This is a genomic window from Singulisphaera sp. GP187, from assembly GCF_900129635.1.
Lineage (GTDB): Bacteria > Planctomycetota > Planctomycetia > Isosphaerales > Isosphaeraceae > Singulisphaera.
Genome location: NZ_FSRB01000003.1, coordinates 141,860 through 160,237, shown reverse-complemented (window position 1 = coordinate 160,237; position 18,378 = coordinate 141,860). Strand labels below are relative to the sequence as shown.

General features: G+C 63.3%; 13 protein-coding genes and 1 pseudogene. 8 read left to right on the top strand and 6 right to left on the bottom strand.

The features are described 5' to 3' along the window. Window positions 1-41: 41 nt before the first annotated feature. The 4 genes from BUS42_RS36650 (at window position 42) to BUS42_RS36635 (ending at window position 3,497) form a co-directional block, all read left to right on the top strand. Window positions 42-1,337 (top strand): MFS transporter, encoded by a 1,296-nt coding sequence (locus BUS42_RS36650; protein WP_074316034.1) that lies wholly within the window; start codon window positions 42-44, stop codon window positions 1,335-1,337. A gap of 39 nt (window positions 1,338-1,376) precedes the next feature. Next, window positions 1,377-1,949 carry a peroxiredoxin family protein gene (locus BUS42_RS36645; RefSeq protein ID WP_254054055.1) on the top strand — a complete coding sequence of 191 codons (573 nt, stop codon included), beginning with the start codon at window positions 1,377-1,379 and terminating at the stop codon, window positions 1,947-1,949. Window positions 1,950-2,062: 113 nt separating this feature from the next. Further along, on the top strand, window positions 2,063-2,530 hold the full coding sequence (locus tag BUS42_RS36640) for an Rrf2 family transcriptional regulator (RefSeq protein WP_074317474.1): 468 nt from the start codon (window positions 2,063-2,065) through the stop codon (window positions 2,528-2,530). Continuing rightward, window positions 2,520-3,497 carry a helix-turn-helix domain-containing protein gene (locus tag BUS42_RS36635; protein WP_254054054.1) on the top strand — a complete coding sequence of 326 codons (978 nt, stop codon included), beginning with the start codon at window positions 2,520-2,522 and terminating at the stop codon, window positions 3,495-3,497. The genes BUS42_RS36640 and BUS42_RS36635 overlap by 11 nt, the downstream gene beginning before the upstream one ends. 104 nt (window positions 3,498-3,601) lie before the next feature. Here BUS42_RS36635 and BUS42_RS36630 read toward each other — a convergent pair whose 3' ends face one another. Next, window positions 3,602-4,339, bottom strand: a complete 738-nt coding sequence (locus BUS42_RS36630) for a class I SAM-dependent methyltransferase (protein WP_074316031.1) — start codon at window positions 4,337-4,339, stop codon at window positions 3,602-3,604. Window positions 4,340-4,490: 151 nt separating this feature from the next. Further along, window positions 4,491-5,582: an NAD(P)/FAD-dependent oxidoreductase gene (locus BUS42_RS36625; protein ID WP_074316029.1), complete on the bottom strand. Its 1,092-nt coding sequence runs from the start codon at window positions 5,580-5,582 to the stop codon at window positions 4,491-4,493. 300 nt (window positions 5,583-5,882) lie between these two features. Between BUS42_RS36625 and BUS42_RS36620 the strand changes: the two genes are divergently transcribed. Both BUS42_RS36620 and BUS42_RS36610 read left to right on the top strand, forming a co-directional pair. Further along, the gene (locus BUS42_RS36620) at window positions 5,883-6,182 is read left to right on the top strand and encodes a helix-turn-helix domain-containing protein (RefSeq protein ID WP_074316027.1); all 300 of its coding nucleotides are present in this window, start codon (window positions 5,883-5,885) and stop codon (window positions 6,180-6,182) included. 591 nt (window positions 6,183-6,773) lie between these two features. After that, window positions 6,774-7,139: a hypothetical protein gene (locus tag BUS42_RS36610; RefSeq protein ID WP_074316023.1), complete on the top strand. Its 366-nt coding sequence runs from the start codon at window positions 6,774-6,776 to the stop codon at window positions 7,137-7,139. A 262-nt stretch (window positions 7,140-7,401) separates the two neighbouring features. On the opposite strand, the pseudogene BUS42_RS36605 reads toward BUS42_RS36610, so the two are convergent. After that, window positions 7,402-8,777 (bottom strand): annotated as a pseudogene (locus BUS42_RS36605) (tryptophanase). Between the two features lie 112 nt (window positions 8,778-8,889). Between BUS42_RS36605 and BUS42_RS36600 the strand changes: the two are divergent. Then, window positions 8,890-10,830 carry an acetate--CoA ligase gene (locus BUS42_RS36600; RefSeq protein WP_074316021.1) on the top strand — a complete coding sequence of 647 codons (1,941 nt, stop codon included), beginning with the start codon at window positions 8,890-8,892 and terminating at the stop codon, window positions 10,828-10,830. A gap of 161 nt (window positions 10,831-10,991) precedes the next feature. Here BUS42_RS36600 and BUS42_RS36595 read toward each other — a convergent pair whose 3' ends face one another. The 3 genes from BUS42_RS36595 to BUS42_RS36585 form a co-directional block, all read right to left on the bottom strand. Beyond that, on the bottom strand, window positions 10,992-12,950 hold the full coding sequence (locus BUS42_RS36595; RefSeq protein ID WP_254054053.1) for a sulfatase: 1,959 nt from the start codon (window positions 12,948-12,950) through the stop codon (window positions 10,992-10,994). Window positions 12,951-13,099: 149 nt separating this feature from the next. Further along, a complete protein-coding gene (locus tag BUS42_RS36590; RefSeq protein ID WP_254054052.1) occupies window positions 13,100-14,956 on the bottom strand; it encodes an alkaline phosphatase family protein in 1,857 nt (618 codons plus the stop codon). Window positions 14,957-15,066: 110 nt separating this feature from the next. After that, window positions 15,067-15,297: a hypothetical protein gene (locus BUS42_RS36585; protein ID WP_074316018.1), complete on the bottom strand. Its 231-nt coding sequence runs from the start codon at window positions 15,295-15,297 to the stop codon at window positions 15,067-15,069. Between the two features lie 1,447 nt (window positions 15,298-16,744). On the opposite strand from BUS42_RS36585, the gene BUS42_RS36575 reads away from it, so the two are divergent. Beyond that, complete coding sequence (locus BUS42_RS36575; RefSeq protein ID WP_074316016.1) at window positions 16,745-18,307, top strand: B12-binding domain-containing radical SAM protein; 1,563 nt, start codon at window positions 16,745-16,747, stop codon at window positions 18,305-18,307. The last annotated feature ends 71 nt before the right edge of the window (window positions 18,308-18,378 follow it).

The following is an 18,378-nucleotide window of genomic DNA, read 5'->3' as shown; positions in this document are numbered from 1 at the left end:
TCTGCCCGAGTCCATGCCGAGAGCGAACAGGAAACGACGCGATGGTCAAGCCGATCCGTGAGCGGAGATACCACTATGCCTGGGTCGTTGCGGGCCTGACATTCCTGACGCTCCTGGCGACGGCCGGAGTCAGGGCGACGCCGAGTGTCCTGATTGTGCCGCTCGAGCGCGAGTTCGGCTGGAGCCGAGCGACGATTTCGCTGGCGATCTCGGTCAACCTGCTGCTCTACGGGCTGATCGGGCCGTTTGCCGCCGCACTCATGGACAAAATTGGTGTGCGGCGGACGATGCTCGGATCACTGGCGGCGGTGGCCATGGGGGTGGCTCTCTCGTCCCGAATTTCGACCCCCTGGCAGCTCGTCCTACTCTGGGGCGTGGTCGTCGGCGGTGGCACGGGGATGACGGCCCTGGTCCTCGGCGCGACGGTCGTCAACCGCTGGTTTGCAGACCGCAGGGGGCTGGTGCTTGGCGTTTTGACGGCAAGCTCGGCCACCGGCCAGATGGTCTTCTTGCCCGCCTTGGCCGCGACCGTCACGCGGTACGGGTGGCGCCCGGCAGTCCTGGTCGTTGCCTGCGTCGCGGCGCTCCTCTTGCCGCTGATCGCCCTCTTGATGCGCGATCGCCCCGAGGACATTGGCCTTCGACCGTTCGGGGCCGCCACAGACGCGCCTATCGTGTCGACCAAGGTTGACCGACCGTTCGCCGCCGCGGTCGGGGCGCTGCGCGACGGCCTGCGTTCCCGCGACTTCTGGCTGCTGGCCGGCAGCTTTTTCATCTGCGGCCTGAGTACGAACGGGCTCGTTGGCACCCACCTGATCTCGGCCTGCCTGGACGCCGGTATCCCCGAGATCCGCGCGGCCGGCCTGCTCGCGGCCATGGGACTGTTCGACTTGCTGGGGACGACGGCCTCGGGTTGGCTCTCCGACCGGTATGATAACCGTATTCTGCTCTGCTGGTACTACGGCCTCCGTGGGCTCGCCCTGATCTATCTGCCGTTCGGCCTGGCTGACGCGTCCTGGGGGCTTTCCGCCTTCGCGGTCCTCTACGGGCTCGACTGGATTGCGACGGTGCCCCCGACCGTCAAGCTGACGGCGGACGCCTTTGGGCGCGAGCGCTCAGGAATCATGTTCGGCTGGATCGTCGCGGCGCACCAACTGGGGGCGGCCGTCGCCACCTTCGGCGCGGGCACGATCCGCTCGGTGATCGGCGACTACCAACCCGCCTTTCTGACCTCCGGAGCCCTCTGTCTCGTCACCGCCGCGATGGTCCTTCAAATCGGCCGTGGCCAGGTCGCGACCGTCGCGGTTCTTGCGGACCCCGAAACCGCCGTCGCCTGAGCCTCGGCGCATCCACAGACTCTCCTGGCGAGGGACGCCGTGAGGAAGGTTGCAACCATCCTGTTGCTCGTCGCCGCGGCCGCCGCGTTCACGGCCGCGATCGCCACCCGATCTCGCATCGGACATCCGGTCACGGCCCGGATGCGGGCCGACGCCGGCGCGGTTGCGGGACGCCCTGCCCTCTCCTTGCCGGAGGCGGCACGCGAGCGGCCGACCGTGCTCATTTTCATCAAGGACGGTTGCCCGTGCAGCGAGGCGGCCGACCCTTGCTTCCGTCGGCTTTTCACCGCCTACGGAGATCGGGTCGCGTTCCTCGGAATCATCGACGGCGAATCCCCCGAAGCGGCGCGTTGGACCCGAGAGCATGACACCCCCTACCCCGTCATCGCCGACCCGGATTTGAAAGTCGTCAACGCCTATCATGCCGAGCGGTCCGCCTATGTGGCCCTTGTCACCCAGCAGGGAACGGTGGACCGACTTTGGCCCGGCTATTCGGCCGGCATGCTCCGCGAACTTGGAGCGCGGCTGGCCTCTGCCGTCGGTGTGCCCGAGGTGCGACTCGACGTCGGCGATGCACCGGACGTGTTGACCTCGGGATGCACGTTTGATTAAGGACCGAACTCGGTCGACGAATGAGAACCGACTTCTAAAGAACGGATGCTCACGTCAAGCCATCGAGGGCATCCGCCTTGACATTTTCGCAGTTATGTAACATGGTGTGTTACATGAAACGCGATCGTCGATTGTCAGGTGTGCTCCACGTCCTGCTGCACATGGCAGAGCAGGATACCCCGGTCACTTCCGAAGTGCTGGCGAAGGCGATGGACACCAATCCCGTGGTGATCCGGCGGATCATGGCGGGTCTACGGGACCAGGGTTATGTGCGATCGGAAAAGGGGCATGGCGGCGGGTGGACGCTCGCCTGCGACCTCTCGAAGGTGTCACTGCACGACATCTACTCCGCGCTCGGCAGCCCATCGCTTCTCGCCATCGGTAACCGGACGGAGTCGCCCGACTGCCTCGTCGAGCAGGCCGTGAATGCCGCCCTCCACCAGGCATTCCACGATGCGGAGCGACTGCTGCTCTCGCGGCTTGGCGAGGTGACGCTGGCCATGCTCAACGCCGATCTGCACAACCGCCTGATCGCTCGTGGCGACTTGCATGATCATTTGGATAACGTTCATGCATCATGACTTAATCAGTTTCGGCGGCTGCAACGGAGCGACACCGGACCCGATCCGCAACGTGGCCGAGGAAGTCGCGCACTATCCCGCCACGCCCGGTCACCCGTGCCTGTCCGGGCTGGAGATTGTGCCGATGGGTCGGCACGACGAGGGACTCGCCGACGGGCTGATCGTCCGCCGCTCGTCGCCCCTGAGTCCGTTCGTGGGCGGCTGGCACGCCCACGACTTTCATCAGGTCACCCTATTTCTCTCCAGCCCCGGACACGTTGAGTGGCACTTCAGCGAAGGTCGGGCCTACTCGGGCCGACCGGCCGCCGGCGACCTGGTATTGACGCCGGCCATCGTCCCCACCCTGGTCCGTTGGGACCGGCCATTCGAGGCGGTCTCGGTGCGGTTTTCGACCGGGCTGGTTGATCGGGTCGCCAGCCAGGCGGGGCTGGATGCCGCGCGTCTCCGCCCGGCGGCGATGCGGCATGACCCGTTCGCCGGGGAGGTTACCCGTAAGCTCGCCGACGAGGCCGAGTCGGGGCGAGTCGGGCCGTCGCTGCTCGCCGAGTCGCTCGGCACCGCCCTGGCCGTCCACCTGCTGCGGGCCTATGCCGACGAGGGGCCGCAGATGCCCCCGAGGCCGAACGGCCTGCCGAACGACGACCTGCGGCGGGTGACGGACCACATTGAGGGCCAACTCGACGGCGACCTGTCGCTCGGCCGACTCGCCGCCGTCGCCGGCCTGAGCCCGTACCACTTCGCCCGCCTGTTCCGGGTCGCCACCGGGACGACGCCCCACCAGTACGTCATCCGCCGCCGGGTCGAGCGGGCGAGGGAGTTGCTGCGAGGCGGGTGCGACATCGCCCTGGCGGCGGCTCGGGTCGGCTTCTCCGGCCAGTCCCACCTGCACCACCACGTCCGGCGACTCTTGGGGGTCACCCCCGGCGAGCTGGCCCGCCGCCCGCAGGCTGACGGGCGTCCTCGGTGAAGCATGTCATGCTGGCGAAGCGAGCCTGACATGGCGTGGAAATGTCGTGGGGGGAGCCGTCACTCGCTACAACGAGAGACGGGACATCCCCCCAGGGAAAACCTCTAATCTTTATGGCCGACAATCATGTAGTGCTGTGGCATCGATTCGTGCGCGATCACGACGCGAAAGCCTCCTGCTTCGAGGTCCTGCATCACCCGCCCTGCCTCGAGCCGCATCGCTTTCGGCGGCCCGGACTCGGCGTCGACTTCGGAGTCCACCACCACGAATTTCCCCCCACGTTTTAACCCTGAGTACACCTTCTTCGCGTACGTCTCTCGCTCGTTGATGTGATGCCACGTGTTCACTGTGATCGCGCCGTCCACACGATCGTCAGGGAGCTCAGGGCTCTCCCCGCTCACCTGCTGCGGCACGATCTTGGCTGGTCCCAGATCCGCGCTGCGGTTCGTCAGATACGTGATCATCGCCGGCGCGGCGTCGATCGCGATCACCGTGCCACGGTCTCCCACCGCCTTGCTCAGGTGCGCCACCATGTAGCCCGTCCCTGCGCCGATGTCTGCCACCGTCGCCCCTGGCGACAGGGCAAGCGCCGCGATGATCTCCTCCGGGTGCTGCCAGCGGTCGCGCTCGGGGGCGTTCCACTGGTTTTCGAATTTCGTGGGATCGTCGAAGCCGTGGTGGTGATGTTCATGACCTCCATGTATGTGTACTTGTTCTTGCTCAGGCACCTGCTCGGCGACCTTGGAGTTCTCGACAACCGGCGCGGCGCTCTCTCTCGGCTTCTTGCACCCCATCATGCCCCCCGTAACCAGACTCATAAAAAGAAGTGTTGTATGTCTCATGGAATTAGGTTCCCTTGCTTCTCAGGTCGAGTGTGAGGGAGGGCGAGGCAACGCCTGCGAGGTGGCTGCGGCCTCACACTGGCAGGCGGCGGCTCGGGTCGGCTTCTCTGGCCAGTCTCACCTGCACCACCCGTCCGGCGGCTCCTCGGAGTCACTTCCGGCGAACTGGGCCGTCGCCCGCAGGCCGACGGGCGTCCTCGGTGAAGAATGTCCTGCTGGCGCCGGCGGCCGCGATCGAGCCCTCGGCCACCGCCGAGGCCACACTCGGCACGCCGGCGTCGGAGGCGTCCCCGACGACGTAAAGACCCTCCACGCTGGTCGCTCCGAACGGGTCGGTCCGCACCATCCCGGCTTTCGGACCGTCGGCGACCAACGCGCAGTTCAATCGCTTGGGCAGGTCGGTCGACTGGCGGAGCTGGGTCCGCACGAAGAGGACTTCCCGCTCCAGCCGCCGGCCGTCCTCGAGCCGAATCGCCCGGAGCCGCCCACCGTCCCCCTCGAGCCGCTCGACCCGGCCCTCGACCACTTCGACGGCATGCTCTTTCAGCCAGGCCTGGTCCTTGGGGGTGAGCCGGGACGGGCCGTTTGTCAGTAGGGTTAGATGGGGACTCCAGCCGAGCAGCAGCGTCGACGCCTCGACCGCCTCCTCGGGGGGGACGAGGACGGCCCAGGGTTGTCCCCGGTGCTCCCAGCCGTGGCAGTAGGGGCAGTGGATCACGCCGGTGCCCCACAGCTCACGTAAGCCGGGGATCTCCGGTAATACGTCCACCATCCCGGTGGCCAGGATCAGCTTGCGGCAGGCGACGACCTGGGCGTTTTCCAGCGTGATCTCGAAGCCGCCCTCGGTCTTCCGAGCATCGACGACCGCCCCCTCATGGAAATCGACCTCGTACGGCCGGAGCTGTTCCCGACCGATCCGACGCAGCTCGGCCGGCGGGGTGCCGTCCTGCGTGAGGAAGCCGTGAACGCCGGCCGCTGGAGCATTGCGGCCCTTGCCCGAGTCGCAGACCAGCACCTCAAGACAGGCCCGGCCGAGCACCAGGGCGGCACTCAGACCGGCGGGCCCGCCGCCGACCACCACCACGTCGTATCGATCGAATCGCCGACTCGAACCCGCCATCGGTCCCTCCTCTCTTGCTACTGCCGGCACGGCCCCGAGCAGCACGCCGGCCGAGGCCACCGTTGCGAGGGCGTGCCGGCGGGTCATCGCACCGTCGTCCGTACCTATCTTCTCGTTGGTCATGGTCACACTCCCTGATGGATCACCATCGCCGCCACGCCGTCGGATGGGCCGGGCGTCTCACGCCAGTCCATGCCGCCGGATCGGGACGATGTTGCTGAGGGAGCGGGGCGCACGCCCCGGCACTCCCGCGGTCTTGGCCGACGGCGGGGCTTTTCGCCCACCGAAACCAGGACGGTGGGATCTTAGAGATGTCCGTCTGGCGGGTCTTCCGGGTTCCTGCGGCCCGGTTGCAGGAAATTGTGGGTCCAGAACGGCCGGCAATCTCCTGCGAGCACTCGGTGACGTCGAGGCGGTCGGGCGTTGAACGCGAAAATAGGGAGGTCTACGACGGACGTCGAAGCGAAACTCGCGGAACTCCGGCTCAACTTGAGCCGGGCCGTCCGCACAGCACGCGAGGTGAAAGGCTGGACCCAGAAACAACTCGCCAGGGCGATTCGGTCGAGCCAACCGCGCGTTGCAAAGATCGAAGCCGGGTCCAGTGACGTGACACTGGATTTGATGTTGAAGGCCCTGTTCACGGTCGGCGGCCAGTGGCCGGTCGAGTTGCCGGAGGCGAAGCCGGCCGTGAAACGAAAGGCGAAGGCGAAATTCACCGTGTGACCATTTCGTTGATGTCACCGTTTCCTGATGGGTTGTCATCCGTGGGTGACAGCTCATCAACGATCCCCTAGACTTTCCGCTCCAACTCCATCAGTGCCACCGCTTCCGGGTCGGTGTAACCCTCGACGAGCTTCGTCCGGCGATCGATCGTCTTGCAGGCTTTCGCGATCTTTGCCGGCTCCACTCAGGTGACTGGGAGCAGGCCCCATACTCAACGAGCAATCGCTCCCGCTCGTCAGGAGCGAGGTCATCCGGAGTCTCCTCGGCGTCAGTCAGAATGCGCCGGAAGCAGGTTGAGCAGACCAGACAATTCGTCCCGCCCGATCCTGGTCATCGCGAGCGACGGAATCAGCTCGGCTGTGATCGTCCCCTGCCGACGCTCGTGACCCCGTTTCGGCCCACCGTCATTTCGGCTCGTTCGCGAACCTGAGGAATCGCGGTTGGTTCGAGACGAGCAGGGAAAGACGTCGATTCCATCCCCGAACCAAGGACGTCGGTTCGGCCAACTCGGCATGCGCTTTGCTTCTCTCGTGGGGTCTCGAACGCTTGGTGCGTTTCGTCTCCGATCCTTTCACGTTGAGGAAATCTCAGATGAAGACTTGGCTGATTCAGACCGCGCGTGCCTTGTCGCTGTTCCTTGGCGCGGTGGTGCTTCTCGCAGGTTGTGAGTCAAAGGGCCCCGCCGAAAAAGCCGGGGAAAATCTCGATAAGAGCGTCCAGGAAGCCAAGGACGCGGTCCATCCCCCGAGTGTGGCGGAGAAGGCTGGCCACGCGATCGAAAACGCGGGGGAGAAGGCCGCCCACGCGATCGACAAAGCGGGGGAGAAGGCTGGCCACGCGATCGAGAAAGCGGAGGAGAAGCTCAAGGAGGGCGTCCAGGAAGCCAAGGACGCGATCCATCCCCCAGGGACCGCGGAAAAGGCCGGACGGGCCATCGACAATGCCGTGAAGCCCTGACCCTCCCTGAGGAGACGTGAACGTACGCTGAGAATGCGCCGGCGCCCGATCGCCTCCCAGGAGGCGCCGGGCGTTTCGTCGTGAGCGGGTTTATTCGAGTCGGGCGCCGCTGACGGTCGCCCCTTCGAGCCCGCAAAACATAAATAGGTCGAAGATTCCTCAGGGGCTTGCGTTGCTGGCGATGAACGGTTGTCCCTTCGGGACTGCCAAATGCGTGGTTTACATTTCTGACTTACGATCCACGCTTCGGGGAACCATTGGCTCAGAGGAGTTCCGCAAATTTTGCGGTAAAGTGTCGCAGTGTCGGTGGGGCCTCGACGATCCGCAAGCCTCGGATCGAGTCGCGTTGTTGGAAGAGTTCGATCGTCGCCTCAACGGTGTAGTCGATGTGGCTCTGGGTGTACACCCGACGCGGGATGGCGAGTCGCACCAGTTCCATCGGGGGATGAATCGTCTCACCGGTATCAGGATCCACCGAGTGGAACATAACACTGCCGATCTCGACGCTCCGGATTCCCGCGTGGCGGTAGAGGGCGCACACGAGGGCCTGACCGGGAAAGTGCTGGGGGGGATGTGGGCGCAGAAAGCGGCGGCATCAATGTAGATCGCGTGTCCGCCCGGCGGTTCGACGATCGGGATCCCGGCGGCGAGTAAGTGTTCGCCCAGGTAGGCCACACTCCGAAGGCGGTATTGGAGATAATCCTCGTCGAGGACTTCGATGAAGCCCTGCGCCATGGCCTCAAGGTCGCGGCCGGCAAGGCCGCCATAGGTGACGAAGCCCTCGGTGAGGATCAGCAAGTCATTGGCGCGGAGGGCGAGCGCGTCGTCGCGCATCAGGAGGACGCCGCCGATGTTGACCAGGCCGTCTTTCTTGGCGCTGATGGTCGCACCGTCGGCGAGGTCAAACATCTCACGCGCGATCGACCGGGCCGATCGACCCGACTGCCCGGGCTCGCGTTGCTGGATCAAGGCGGCGTTCTCGGCGAATCGGCAGGCGTCGAGGAAGAGCGGAATCCCGTGGCGATGGCAAACCTCGCGGACTGCCCTCAGGTTCGCCAGGCTCACGGGTTGGCCGCCACCGCTGTTGTTGGTGACAGTTGCCATGCAGAGGGGAATGTGCTCCGGACCCACTTCATCAATCAGGGCTTCGAGCTTCGTGAGGTCAAGGTTTCCCTTGAACGGGTGACGATTGCGCGGGTCGGTCCCTTCCGCGATGACAAGGTCGACCGCGCGGGCGCCGGAGTGCTCGATATTGGCGCGGGTGGTATCGAAGTGGTTGTTGCTCGGGATGACCTTGCCGGGTCCGCCGATGAGCTCGAACAGGATCCGCTCGCTGGCCCGCCCCTGGTGGGTCGGCAGGATGTGCGGCATCCCGGTGAGCTCGCGCAGCACTCTCTCAAAATGAAACCAACTGCGTGCGCCGGCGTACGACTCGTCGCCGCGGATCATGCCGGCCCATTGATCGGCGCTCATCGCGGCGGTGCCGCTATCGGTCAGCAGGTCAATAATGACGTCTTCGGCCGGGATCTGGAACAGGTTGAATTGAGCTTGGCGGAGGGCCTGCTCGCGCTGTTCCACGGTGGTGAGCTTGAGTGGCTCGACCATTTTGATCTTGAAGGGTTCGATGATTGTTTTCATGCCGATGCGTCCCGCCGATTGACACCCGGGTCATGGAGGATATCCTGTCCGTTTGCCGGCCGCTCGACATGGGATGGGCCGTTGCCGACCTGTGCCCCAGGAGTTGATCGCCATGGCCGACGCGTTTGCCTGGACCCCCACTCACGATTATATCGAGCGCAGTCACGTCCGGCAGTTTATGGACCGACACGGAATCACCGATGTCGACGAACTGCGTCGCCGGTCCACCGACGACGTTGCCTGGTTCTGGGGTGCGATGGTCGACGAGCTCGGCATCGAGTTTTTCGAGCCATACGATACGGTCCTGGATTCGAGCGATGGAATGGCCTGGTCGCGTTGGTTTGTGGGAGGGAAGCTCAACCTCGCCCATAACTGCCTGGACCGACACGTCGCCTCGGCCCGCGCTGAGAAGATCGCCCTGGTCTGGGAAGGGGAAGATGGCGCGGTCAGGGAGCTCACCTATCGTCAGCTTCTCGAGGAGACGGACCGGCTCGCCAATGCTCTGAAACGGCTCGAGATCGGTCGCGGCGATCGAGTCGCCGTGTTTTTGCCGATGGTACCCGAGGCTGTGGCATCGATGCTTGCCTGCGCCAAGATTGGTGCGATCGCGATTCCGATCTTCTCCGGCTACGGGGCCGAGGCGGTGGCGACCCGGCTTCAGGATGGCGCGGCCAAGATCCTGATCACCGCCGACGGAACCCTGCGACGTGGGGTGGCCGTCCCGCTCAAGCCGATCGCCGACGAGGCCGTGGCGCTCTCCCCCACGGTGCAACACCTGATCGTCGTCCAGCGCCTGGGACGTGACATTCCCTGGACCTCAGGTCGCGACCTCTGGTGGCACGAGATCAGCCAGGCGGAACCGTCATCCTGTCCGTGCGAGTCGATGGATTCCGAAGCCCCCTGGATGATTGCCTACACGTCCGGGACCACGGGGCAGCCCAAGGGCTCCGTGCACGTCCATGCCGGCTTTCTCGTCAAGATCGCCCAGGAGGTGCTCCATCAGGTCGACCTCCACGATGACGACCGGCTTTGCTGGGTGACGGACATGGGCTGGATCATGGGCCCTTGGAAGGTGATCGGGGGCCTGGCACTGGGTGGGACCCTCGTTCTCTTCGAGGGGGCACCCGATTTTCCCACCCCCGACCGGCTCTGGCGCGTCGTCGAAACGCACGGGGTCACCATTCTGGGGCTGTCGCCGACCTTGATTCGCGCGTTGATGAAGTACGGTGAGGAGCCGGTCAAGGCTCATGACTTGCATCGGCTCCGCGTCCTGGCCTCGACCGGTGAGCCCTGGAACCCCGCCCCCTGGAACTGGTGTTTCCAACAGGTCGGTGGTGGAACGCGCCCCTTGATTAATTTCTCGGGCGGGACCGAGGTCGGCGCCTGCTTCCTCTCGTGTCTGACCATCGAACCGCTCAAGCCTTGTGCGCTTGGCGGACCTTCGCTCGGGATGGCGATCGACGTTTTTGATGCGTCGGGCCAACCGCTCCGCGGTGAAGTGGGTGAGCTCGTCTGCACCAAGCCGTGGCCCGGGATGACCCGCGGCCTCTGGAATGATGAGGAACGCTATCTCCGCTCGTACTGGTCGCGTTGGCCCGAAGTCTGGACCCACGGCGACTGGGCCTCGATCGACGAGGAAGGGATCTGGTATCTCCACGGCCGGAGCGATGACACCATCAAGGTCGCGGGCAAACGGATTGGTCCGGCCGAGATCGAATCGGCCGCCGTCGGTCATCCCAGCGTGATGGAGGCGGCGGCGGTCGGCGTGCCCCATGAACTCAAAGGGGAATCGATCTGGTGCTTCGTCGTGCTCGGCCCGAAGATTGAGCCGAGCCCGACGCTTCGGCAAGAGATCCGCGACCAGGTGGCCCACGTGCTCGGCAAGCCGTTCGCCCCCGATCAGGTTCGGTTCGTGAGTGACCTGCCCAAGACCCGAAGCGCCAAGATCCTGAGGCGGGCGATCCGCGCCCGCCTGCTCAATCTCGACCTCGGTGACCTCTCGAGTCTGGAGAACCCTGCCGCGCTCGAGGAAATTCCCCGGGCCTCGGCTTGAGGTTCTACGCCAATCCAAAACGAAAAATTTAACCACGAATAACACGAATGAATGCAAATGGAATTCGTTTTTCTGAATCAATCATGTATTTTTTAAATGATTCGTGTCATTCAGGTTATTCGTGGTTGAATTCGTGAATATTTTGGCTCCGCGGCCTGAGCTCAATCCCGGGCAAGTTCTTCCGCGTTGACATCCTTGCCGGCGAGGATTTGTTTCAGCGTGGATCGAAAATGCTCCAACGAAGGATGGAGATCCTTGGCGGCGACGATGTCCGTTTTCTCCAACGGATCCACATGGAGGTCGAAAACCTCTTCTTTGGCTCCTGAGTTGCGAATGTAGACTTTTCCCTCGGAAATGAGCGCCTTGACCTCGCCCACGGTTGACGGGATCTGCTCCATCCGGGGGACGTGGAGCTTGTGGCCGACTTCTGAGAGCACCGGCGAGGGGGGCTGGAGCGAATCCGACGACCCGTTCGAATTCCAGAGCGGGGCGAGCGAGCCGCCGGGGAATGGCGACTTGTCCTTGATCGCAAGGATGTCGACGATCGTCGCGGGTAAGTCACGGAGCGATACTGGCTCGGGAATGATGCCCTTGGCCACGACCGAACGGCTCGACGGGGGGATGATCAGCAACGGAACGTGGACCTCGCGGCGGTAGACGCTCTGGCCGTGGCCGACGAATCCGTGCTCGTTGAAGTGCTCGCCATGGTCGGACGTCACCACCACCATGGTATTCTCGAGGATCCCCTGGCGCTCGAGGTCGGCGAACAGTCGGCCGATCTGGGCGTCGATGTAGGCAATACAACTCTCATACGAATCTCTGAGAACCTCGATCCCTTCCCGGTCGACCTCGTTCTTGTCGCCGTCCTCGGGTTTCAAGGTGTTGGCCATGAGTCGCTGGTAGCGCTTGAGCGCTGCGATCTGCTCTTTGTGCGGTCGTTCGGCATGGCCGAACCGGCGATGCGACCCCTCGGGGAGCACGCAAGGGGCGTGGGCGTCGTAATAGTTGACGAACGCGAAGAACGGTCGACTGTCCCGGCGCTTCGAGAGCCATCCCAGCAGGTCCTGATTCAGCAGGTCGGCGCTCTTTCGACGATAAACCTCGGCAAAGCCGACCCGGACCGGGTAACCGACCAGCGGCAGCAGGCAGCGGCCCAGGCTCGAGCTCCGGATGATCTCGTAGGGAGAGACGGTCTGATTTTCGTAGTAATCTTCATAGCGGGCAAAACCACGGTCGAGCCCGTACCGGCGGTTGCAGTAATAGATGTTCCCGACGAACCCGGCGGTGGCGTACCCCTGGTTCGAGAGATATTCGGCCAGGGTCGGATACGTTTTGTCGAGCGCCTGATCCCACCCCACGGTGAGGCGGTGGTGCCATTGGCCCGTAAACATGCCCGCATGGGACGGGAGCGTCCACGACGCGATGGAACGGGCTTCCTCAAAGCGAATGCCGCGAGCCGCGAGTCGATCGAGGTTGGGCGTGGTGGGGCGGTCGTGGCCATTGAGGCTGGCGCTGGCGGCACGGACGTTATCCATGACGAGGAAGAGTACGTTGGGCGCCTGGGGAGACGCGGCGGGTAGACGGCCGAGCGTTCGGCTTTCGGCGGTCGCCACTCGCGTGAAATCGACCGCGATCAGCACGATCAAGCCACCGCCCAGCAGCGGTAGGCCCCAGCGCGTCAGGCGAGGGAAGGCCAAGGCGCGGGCCTCGAGCCAAGGGCCAATCGAGCCGGCGATCCCCATCGACAACACGATCCGAGCGATCATGTAGAGGCCGTCGAACCGCATCAGCAAGGCGAGGGCGAGCATGGCCGACATCGTCAAGAAGGCCCACTTGGTGGCGAACTCTGGGCGACGCCTGGCCAGCCAGCCAAACAGCAAGCCACAAGTTCCAAAGATCGCAACGTCCGCCAGCGGAATCATCCACATGAAGTGGAGGTTTGTGCGGAGCGAGTCCATCGTGATCGTGCGGATCAGCGCATCCTGGGCGAGCACAAGGGCCAGTTCGAGGAAGCCGGTGACGAGCCCGAAGATCAGAGCGTTTGCGATCAGGAGTCGTGAGCTCGATCGGGAAGCGGCTTCGCCCGTGCCCTCGGTTCGTCGAGCGTCGATGCGTTGCAATGAACCGAGTCCACGGATCCTGTTGCCAAACTCTCGAGCGACGTTCACCACAAGCCAATCCTCCTGATCGCCCGGCAGCGGCGGGCTCCTGAAACGTACCATCCGACGGTGAACGCGGCCGTGATCGGGATGCGCGACGGTACCGACTCTCAATCCGCAAGCAGTGACTTGCCTTCCATGGCGGCGCCCTTGGGCACCCCCAAGGCATTGAGGATGGTCGGCGCCAGGTCGAGCAGCGCGGCGTCCTTGCCATCGAAGGGCTTGTTCATGAAAAGGACCCCCGGTACGAGCGTGGGATCGACGATATGATCGCCGCTCCACTTCTTGCGGTTGTCCTCGAAGTGGCCCTCACCGACCCCGCCCAGCGACGAGCCCCATGAGATCCGGTAGCCCCGCGAGAAATTCACCAGCAGGTCAGGGGCTTCCTCAACGAAGGGGCCGCTGTAGACCGACTCGCGCGGTCGGACCGTGCGGATGGCGACCTCGTTCGTGGCGGAATCGACCAGGCCCGCCAATCCCGCCGCGATCGACGTCTTGAGGCTGGCGACGTCGTTGGGTTTGACGATCCCCTGGCTCTCTCGGCCCTCGAGATTGAGGTAGATCCCACTGAGGCCGAGCGCGTAGGCCTTCGTTTTGCTCCAATCCACACTTTTGAGAAAGTCGCCTGCCTCTTCGCCCGGTTTCAGGCCGTCTCGGAGGGTCAGGAGGCCTTGATCGTGGAGCAACGTGTTCAGGTTGACGCCACGTTGGAAGCTGCCGAATCCGTGGTCACTGAGGACGATGACAAAGGTGTCATCATCCGCATGCTGAAGGGCTTTGCCGACGATTTCATCGCCGCGGCGATATTGATCTTCGATGACCCCGGCATAGGCGGGGGATGGTGCTCGGCCCTGATTCGCCGGATGATCGGGTTCGAGGTAGCGCCAGAACAGGTGCTGGACCCGATCGGGAGTGTCGAACAGGCAGTAGAGTAGTCCTTCGTCGAAGCGATCGAGCTCGCGGAGCAACATCGCTTCGCGCTCGCGCCAGGCGGTGTCGCACTGGTCGAGGAAGGCGTCTTCGCCAAACCGCTCGTTATTCAAGCCGGCATGATCCTCGACCATGCCCGTCGTGTGATAGAGGCTCCCGATGTCTTCCGCTAAGCTCGCCGCGTAATCCGCCGGCTGGCTGATCGGAAACAAGGGCGTCTCGACGTCGAAATTGATCGGCGACGCATAAAGGGCGAGCGTCGGCTCGAGCTGGACGAGGTGGAACCTGACGAGCCCGCGCACGGATTGGAGCATGCCGAGCTTGAATTTGACCCGGATCCAGTCGCTCCATTGCCCCTCGCGAATTTCGAGTTCCTTGGGGGCGCCCGCCGAACGCAGGAGGACCCGGCGACCGTCGAGATCAGGGTGGAGGGTCACATCGAACCGGAGATCCCCCCCGCCCTTCGGGTTCCTCGGCCCGATCAAATAGGTTTCGATCGGACGATCGATTCCGGCCGGAAGTCGGACGATGTTCTCGCTCTCGCCCGGCTTCACCTCGTCATTCGACGTATAATAAGTGGCCGTCCCCAGTCCTCCGCGGAGGTCCGGAACCCCCATGCCCGAGAGCATTCTGCCTCGGAGCGGGTCCGGTGGGTAGGTACACGGGCAGCGCACGATCGTGGAGCTGAGTCCGGCCTCGGTGAGAAGGTCCCAGACCGGCTTTCCACGCCTCAGATTGACGGCCTTGGGAGGGAGGAAAGCGCCCCTGGCCTCGTAACGGTTCAGGGCGAAATCGGGAAGATAGGTCCGAGGGTCGCGTCTGATAAAGTCGAAGATCCCGTGACCGCCAGGGTTCACCCCCGTTGCAAAGGTCGACCAGGCCACCGGGGTCTGGGCTGGGGATGTGGTCGCGACCCTCGAATAGCCGCCGCGTCTCTTGAGCTCCGCCAGGTTGGGCAGTTGCCCCGCCTCGAGCATCGTTTCGACGATCCGGGGTTCGAGACCGTCCAGACCGATCACGATCGTCTTCTTTATCAACGCTTCAACCTCCTCGGTTCCCAACGGCTTCAGCCGTCGTCGGCAATCGATCGTGTCACTGGTTGCTCGACCTTCCTGTCGCGAAGGCTTCGTACCCTCCGATATTGATTTCAGCGTCGCGGTTGAACGGGCTGTTCCTTGCGATTTGGCGAGAAGTGTGGACCTCGCACGGCTTCGGCCGTTTTCGGCGCGGTCAAGTCCACCCGCCGCCAACGGAAGAGGAAGCGTAAAGTATTGCGGCCAAACATCATAAAGAGTCCAACTGCCGTTGCGATCACCGACGTCATCGGCAGAACGGTTTCCGGTCCGAAATAGGCAAGCAGAACGACGGTCGACACCATGGTTATCGCCTCTTCATATCAAGTGTTTAAAGTTTGCGTGGTCGTGCGGGACGATCCCCACACAAGAACCAAGGGCCCGCTTGCGTGGCCGAAGTTCACGAGTCAGGAGGTGTCGTCCCGGTGAGCACCCGAATCCATCAGGCTAGATAGAATCCGCCAAATGCCATGAGTCGGTTCTTACCCGCGGTACGTCTCAAAAAAACGTCCGAAGGTTTTTGAATCGACGAGAACTCGTATACTTATTGATCGAGTTCGTTTTGGGCGAGTGGGGGCTGAAGTTGGACCAGCGGCGGCGGCGGTCCGCTCTGCGTTCAAATGATCGAAAATCTGGGGTGTTTTTGTGGTCGATGCGATCGGCAGTCGATCCTGCCCCCTTCTCTTCGCGCGGGGGCACCCGACACGCCGAGCGGTTTCGCGGCGCCTGACTTTAAAAACGCAACTCCGCAGAGGGGACAGCGACGCGATCTCGGAGAGGAACTCAGCAGATCAGTCGAAGCGGGAGCTTCGACCGCAAAACGGTCTTTGCGGAATCGAGAGCGAGTCTCAACCCGGCCGGGGCCTGCCCCAATGTCAATGGAACGCGTGGGAGGTAAACTTCAGGCTTAAGTTGCGCGGGAGTGCTCCCATTGCGATCAAGCCTGAGACCTAGCTCCGGCCAGATCGGCTCGCAGAGATTCTCGGGCGAATCGTTGCCAGCCGCGGATTCCGCGGGAACGGCCTCGGATTCAAGGGGAAAACTCGGGAATCGAAATGCCTTGCGGCTGGGCGTCGGGCTCGTGGCCGCAACCAGGGCATCGGGTGGAAGCGACTGGGAAATCCAGGTTTCATCGAGGAGGTCCGGCGTCATCGCCTGGAACGCAATTGCGACAAGGATCAAGCGTCGGAAGGTCAACCGTACAATCCAGGCTCGATCCATGAGCGCGGCGTCCACCAGAAGAAACGTCGGATCCGTCCGAAAGTCTCCACGTAATTATCGGTAGTATCGGAAGAATCAGGCTCGGATTGTACCCCAATCTTTCGGAATTCCTAAGTCTGTGGGTCGGCATGATATTCCCTTTGCACCCCAAGGACTTAATGATGGCTGAAATCATTAGGACTTTGGGGCCTCGACCGGGCTCGATCGGGTCGACTTGGACCCAGGGGGTTGACTTGCCCCGTACCACGGGCGACCTGTGGAGAAATGGGAGGAATGGGTTGTTTGGGTCGTGTCGCTAGGTCGATGAGATTGAGAAGAGTTTGTGTGATTAATTGAGGCCTGGCTTGCGTCTTCACGCCGTGGAACCGAATTGTCCGAGCGTGGTTCCGACCCGTTTCCGCAAGCGAATTGAACCGAGGCCCTTGTGGCTCGGACTGGCTGTTGCTAACCTCGCGCTTGCTCCGGGCTCAAGGAGACCACGCCGAGGTTCGGCAGGGGATCCCATGCGCACCCGTGGCCGGGACACGCTCGATGGCACGCATCTGCCTGATCAACCCTCGCTTCCCCACCTCGTTCTGGGGCCTGAATCACGGCCTTCCCTTGCTCGGCAAGAAGGCCAACATGCCGGTCCTGGCACTTCCCGTCCTCGCGGGGCTCACGCCCGCGGAGCACGAGGTCGTCCTCATTGATGAAAATGTACAGGAGATCGACTTCGATGCGCTCAAGGGCTTTGATATCGTCGGCCTGACCGGAATGACGGTTCAGCGCGATCGGATGCGCGACATCTTGCTCGAGTTGCAAGCGCGAGACATCTTCGTCGTGATCGGGGGGCCGTGGATCACCGTGGCCGAAGATTGGTTCCGCGGCCTGGTCGACGTCATGTTCGTCGGCGAGGCGGAGGAGACCTGGCCCCGGTTTCTCGAGGACTGGAGCCGGAACGAGTGGAAACCTCGGTACGAGCAAGCCGATAAGACCGACATGACCAAGGTCCCCCTCCCCCGCTACGACCTCGTCCCGTTCCGCGAATATGCGATGGGCTGCATCCAGACCTCACGCGGCTGCCCGTTCCAGTGCGAGTTTTGCGACATCATCGTGATCTTTGGCCGCAAGCCGAGGGTCAAGACGGCCGAGCTGGTCGTGGCCGAAATCGATGCCCAGCACAAGCTCGGCGTCCATGTCATCTTCCTGGTGGATGACAACTTCATCGGCAACAAGAAAGCGGCCAAGGTCATCCTCCGCGCGATCGTCGAGTGGCAAAAGCAGCATGGCTATCCGCTCGCCTTCTTCACCGAGGCCTCGCTCGACCTCGCCGAGGACGACGAGCTGATGCAGCTCATGGCCGACGCCGGCATGGTCGCCGTCTTCATCGGCGTTGAGAGCCCCGACGAGGACGCACTTCGCGAAACCAAGAAATATCAAAATGTCCGTGGTGGACTGATCGAACGAGTCCACAAGGTGCAGGCGGCCGGGCTCGAGGTCTACGCGGGGATGATCGTCGGCTTCGATAGTGATGACACCGGGATCTTCGACCGTCAGTTCGAGTTCCTCCAGCGTGCCCGGGTCATCGGCGCCATGGCCGGCATGCTCTCGGCGATTCCCAAGACCCCGCTCTACGATCGCCTCGAAGCCGCGGGCCGGCTCGATAATGCCGCGGCCGACGACCCAAGGATCGCCACCAATGTCATCCCGTTGCTCATGTCTCGTGAAGAGATGCGCGATGGTTGGCTCGACTTGATGGATCGGCTCTACGACGCGGAAAACTACTTCGAGCGGTTCGATGAGCTCTTCATCAAGGGGAAGCTCCCGTTGGCAAGCGCCAAGATGCGCTGGCTCCGCAAGCACAAGCCTCTCGCCTATCTGAAGAACCAGACGCTCACCATCCTGGGCGCTCTGGGCATGCTCGTTCGGCTCTGGACCGATCCACGGACCAAACCGTACCGTCCGGTTTATGCCAAGTATTTTCGCAAGATGATTCTCTCCGGTCGTCCCCCCCGCTACCTGTTCCAGTTCGCCTGGAAATGTATCCTCCACACCCACTTCGCGACCATGACCCAGCAGATGGTTCGTGGCGAATCGCGGTTGGTCAATACATAGACACTTGGGCGTTCTTTTCAACGACCCGAGCCAGGGCGAGGAAGCTGCTCGCGACTCGTTCCCACGGCCCC

Coding starts and splice junctions, on each gene's coding strand:
- BUS42_RS36650 (WP_074316034.1), top strand. CDS start 42: ATGGTCAAGCCGATCCGTGAGCGGAGATACCACTATGCCTGGGTCGTT.
- BUS42_RS36640 (WP_074317474.1), top strand. CDS start 2,063: ATGAAACGCGATCGTCGATTGTCAGGTGTGCTCCACGTCCTGCTGCAC.
- BUS42_RS36635 (WP_254054054.1), top strand. CDS start 2,520: ATGCATCATGACTTAATCAGTTTCGGCGGCTGCAACGGAGCGACACCG.
- BUS42_RS36630 (WP_074316031.1), bottom strand. CDS start 4,339: ATGAGACATACAACACTTCTTTTTATGAGTCTGGTTACGGGGGGCATG.
- BUS42_RS36625 (WP_074316029.1), bottom strand. CDS start 5,582: ATGACCAACGAGAAGATAGGTACGGACGACGGTGCGATGACCCGCCGG.
- BUS42_RS36610 (WP_074316023.1), top strand. CDS start 6,774: ATGAAGACTTGGCTGATTCAGACCGCGCGTGCCTTGTCGCTGTTCCTT.
- BUS42_RS36600 (WP_074316021.1), top strand. CDS start 8,890: ATGGCCGACGCGTTTGCCTGGACCCCCACTCACGATTATATCGAGCGC.
- BUS42_RS36585 (WP_074316018.1), bottom strand. CDS start 15,297: ATGGTGTCGACCGTCGTTCTGCTTGCCTATTTCGGACCGGAAACCGTT.
- BUS42_RS36575 (WP_074316016.1), top strand. CDS start 16,745: ATGGCACGCATCTGCCTGATCAACCCTCGCTTCCCCACCTCGTTCTGG.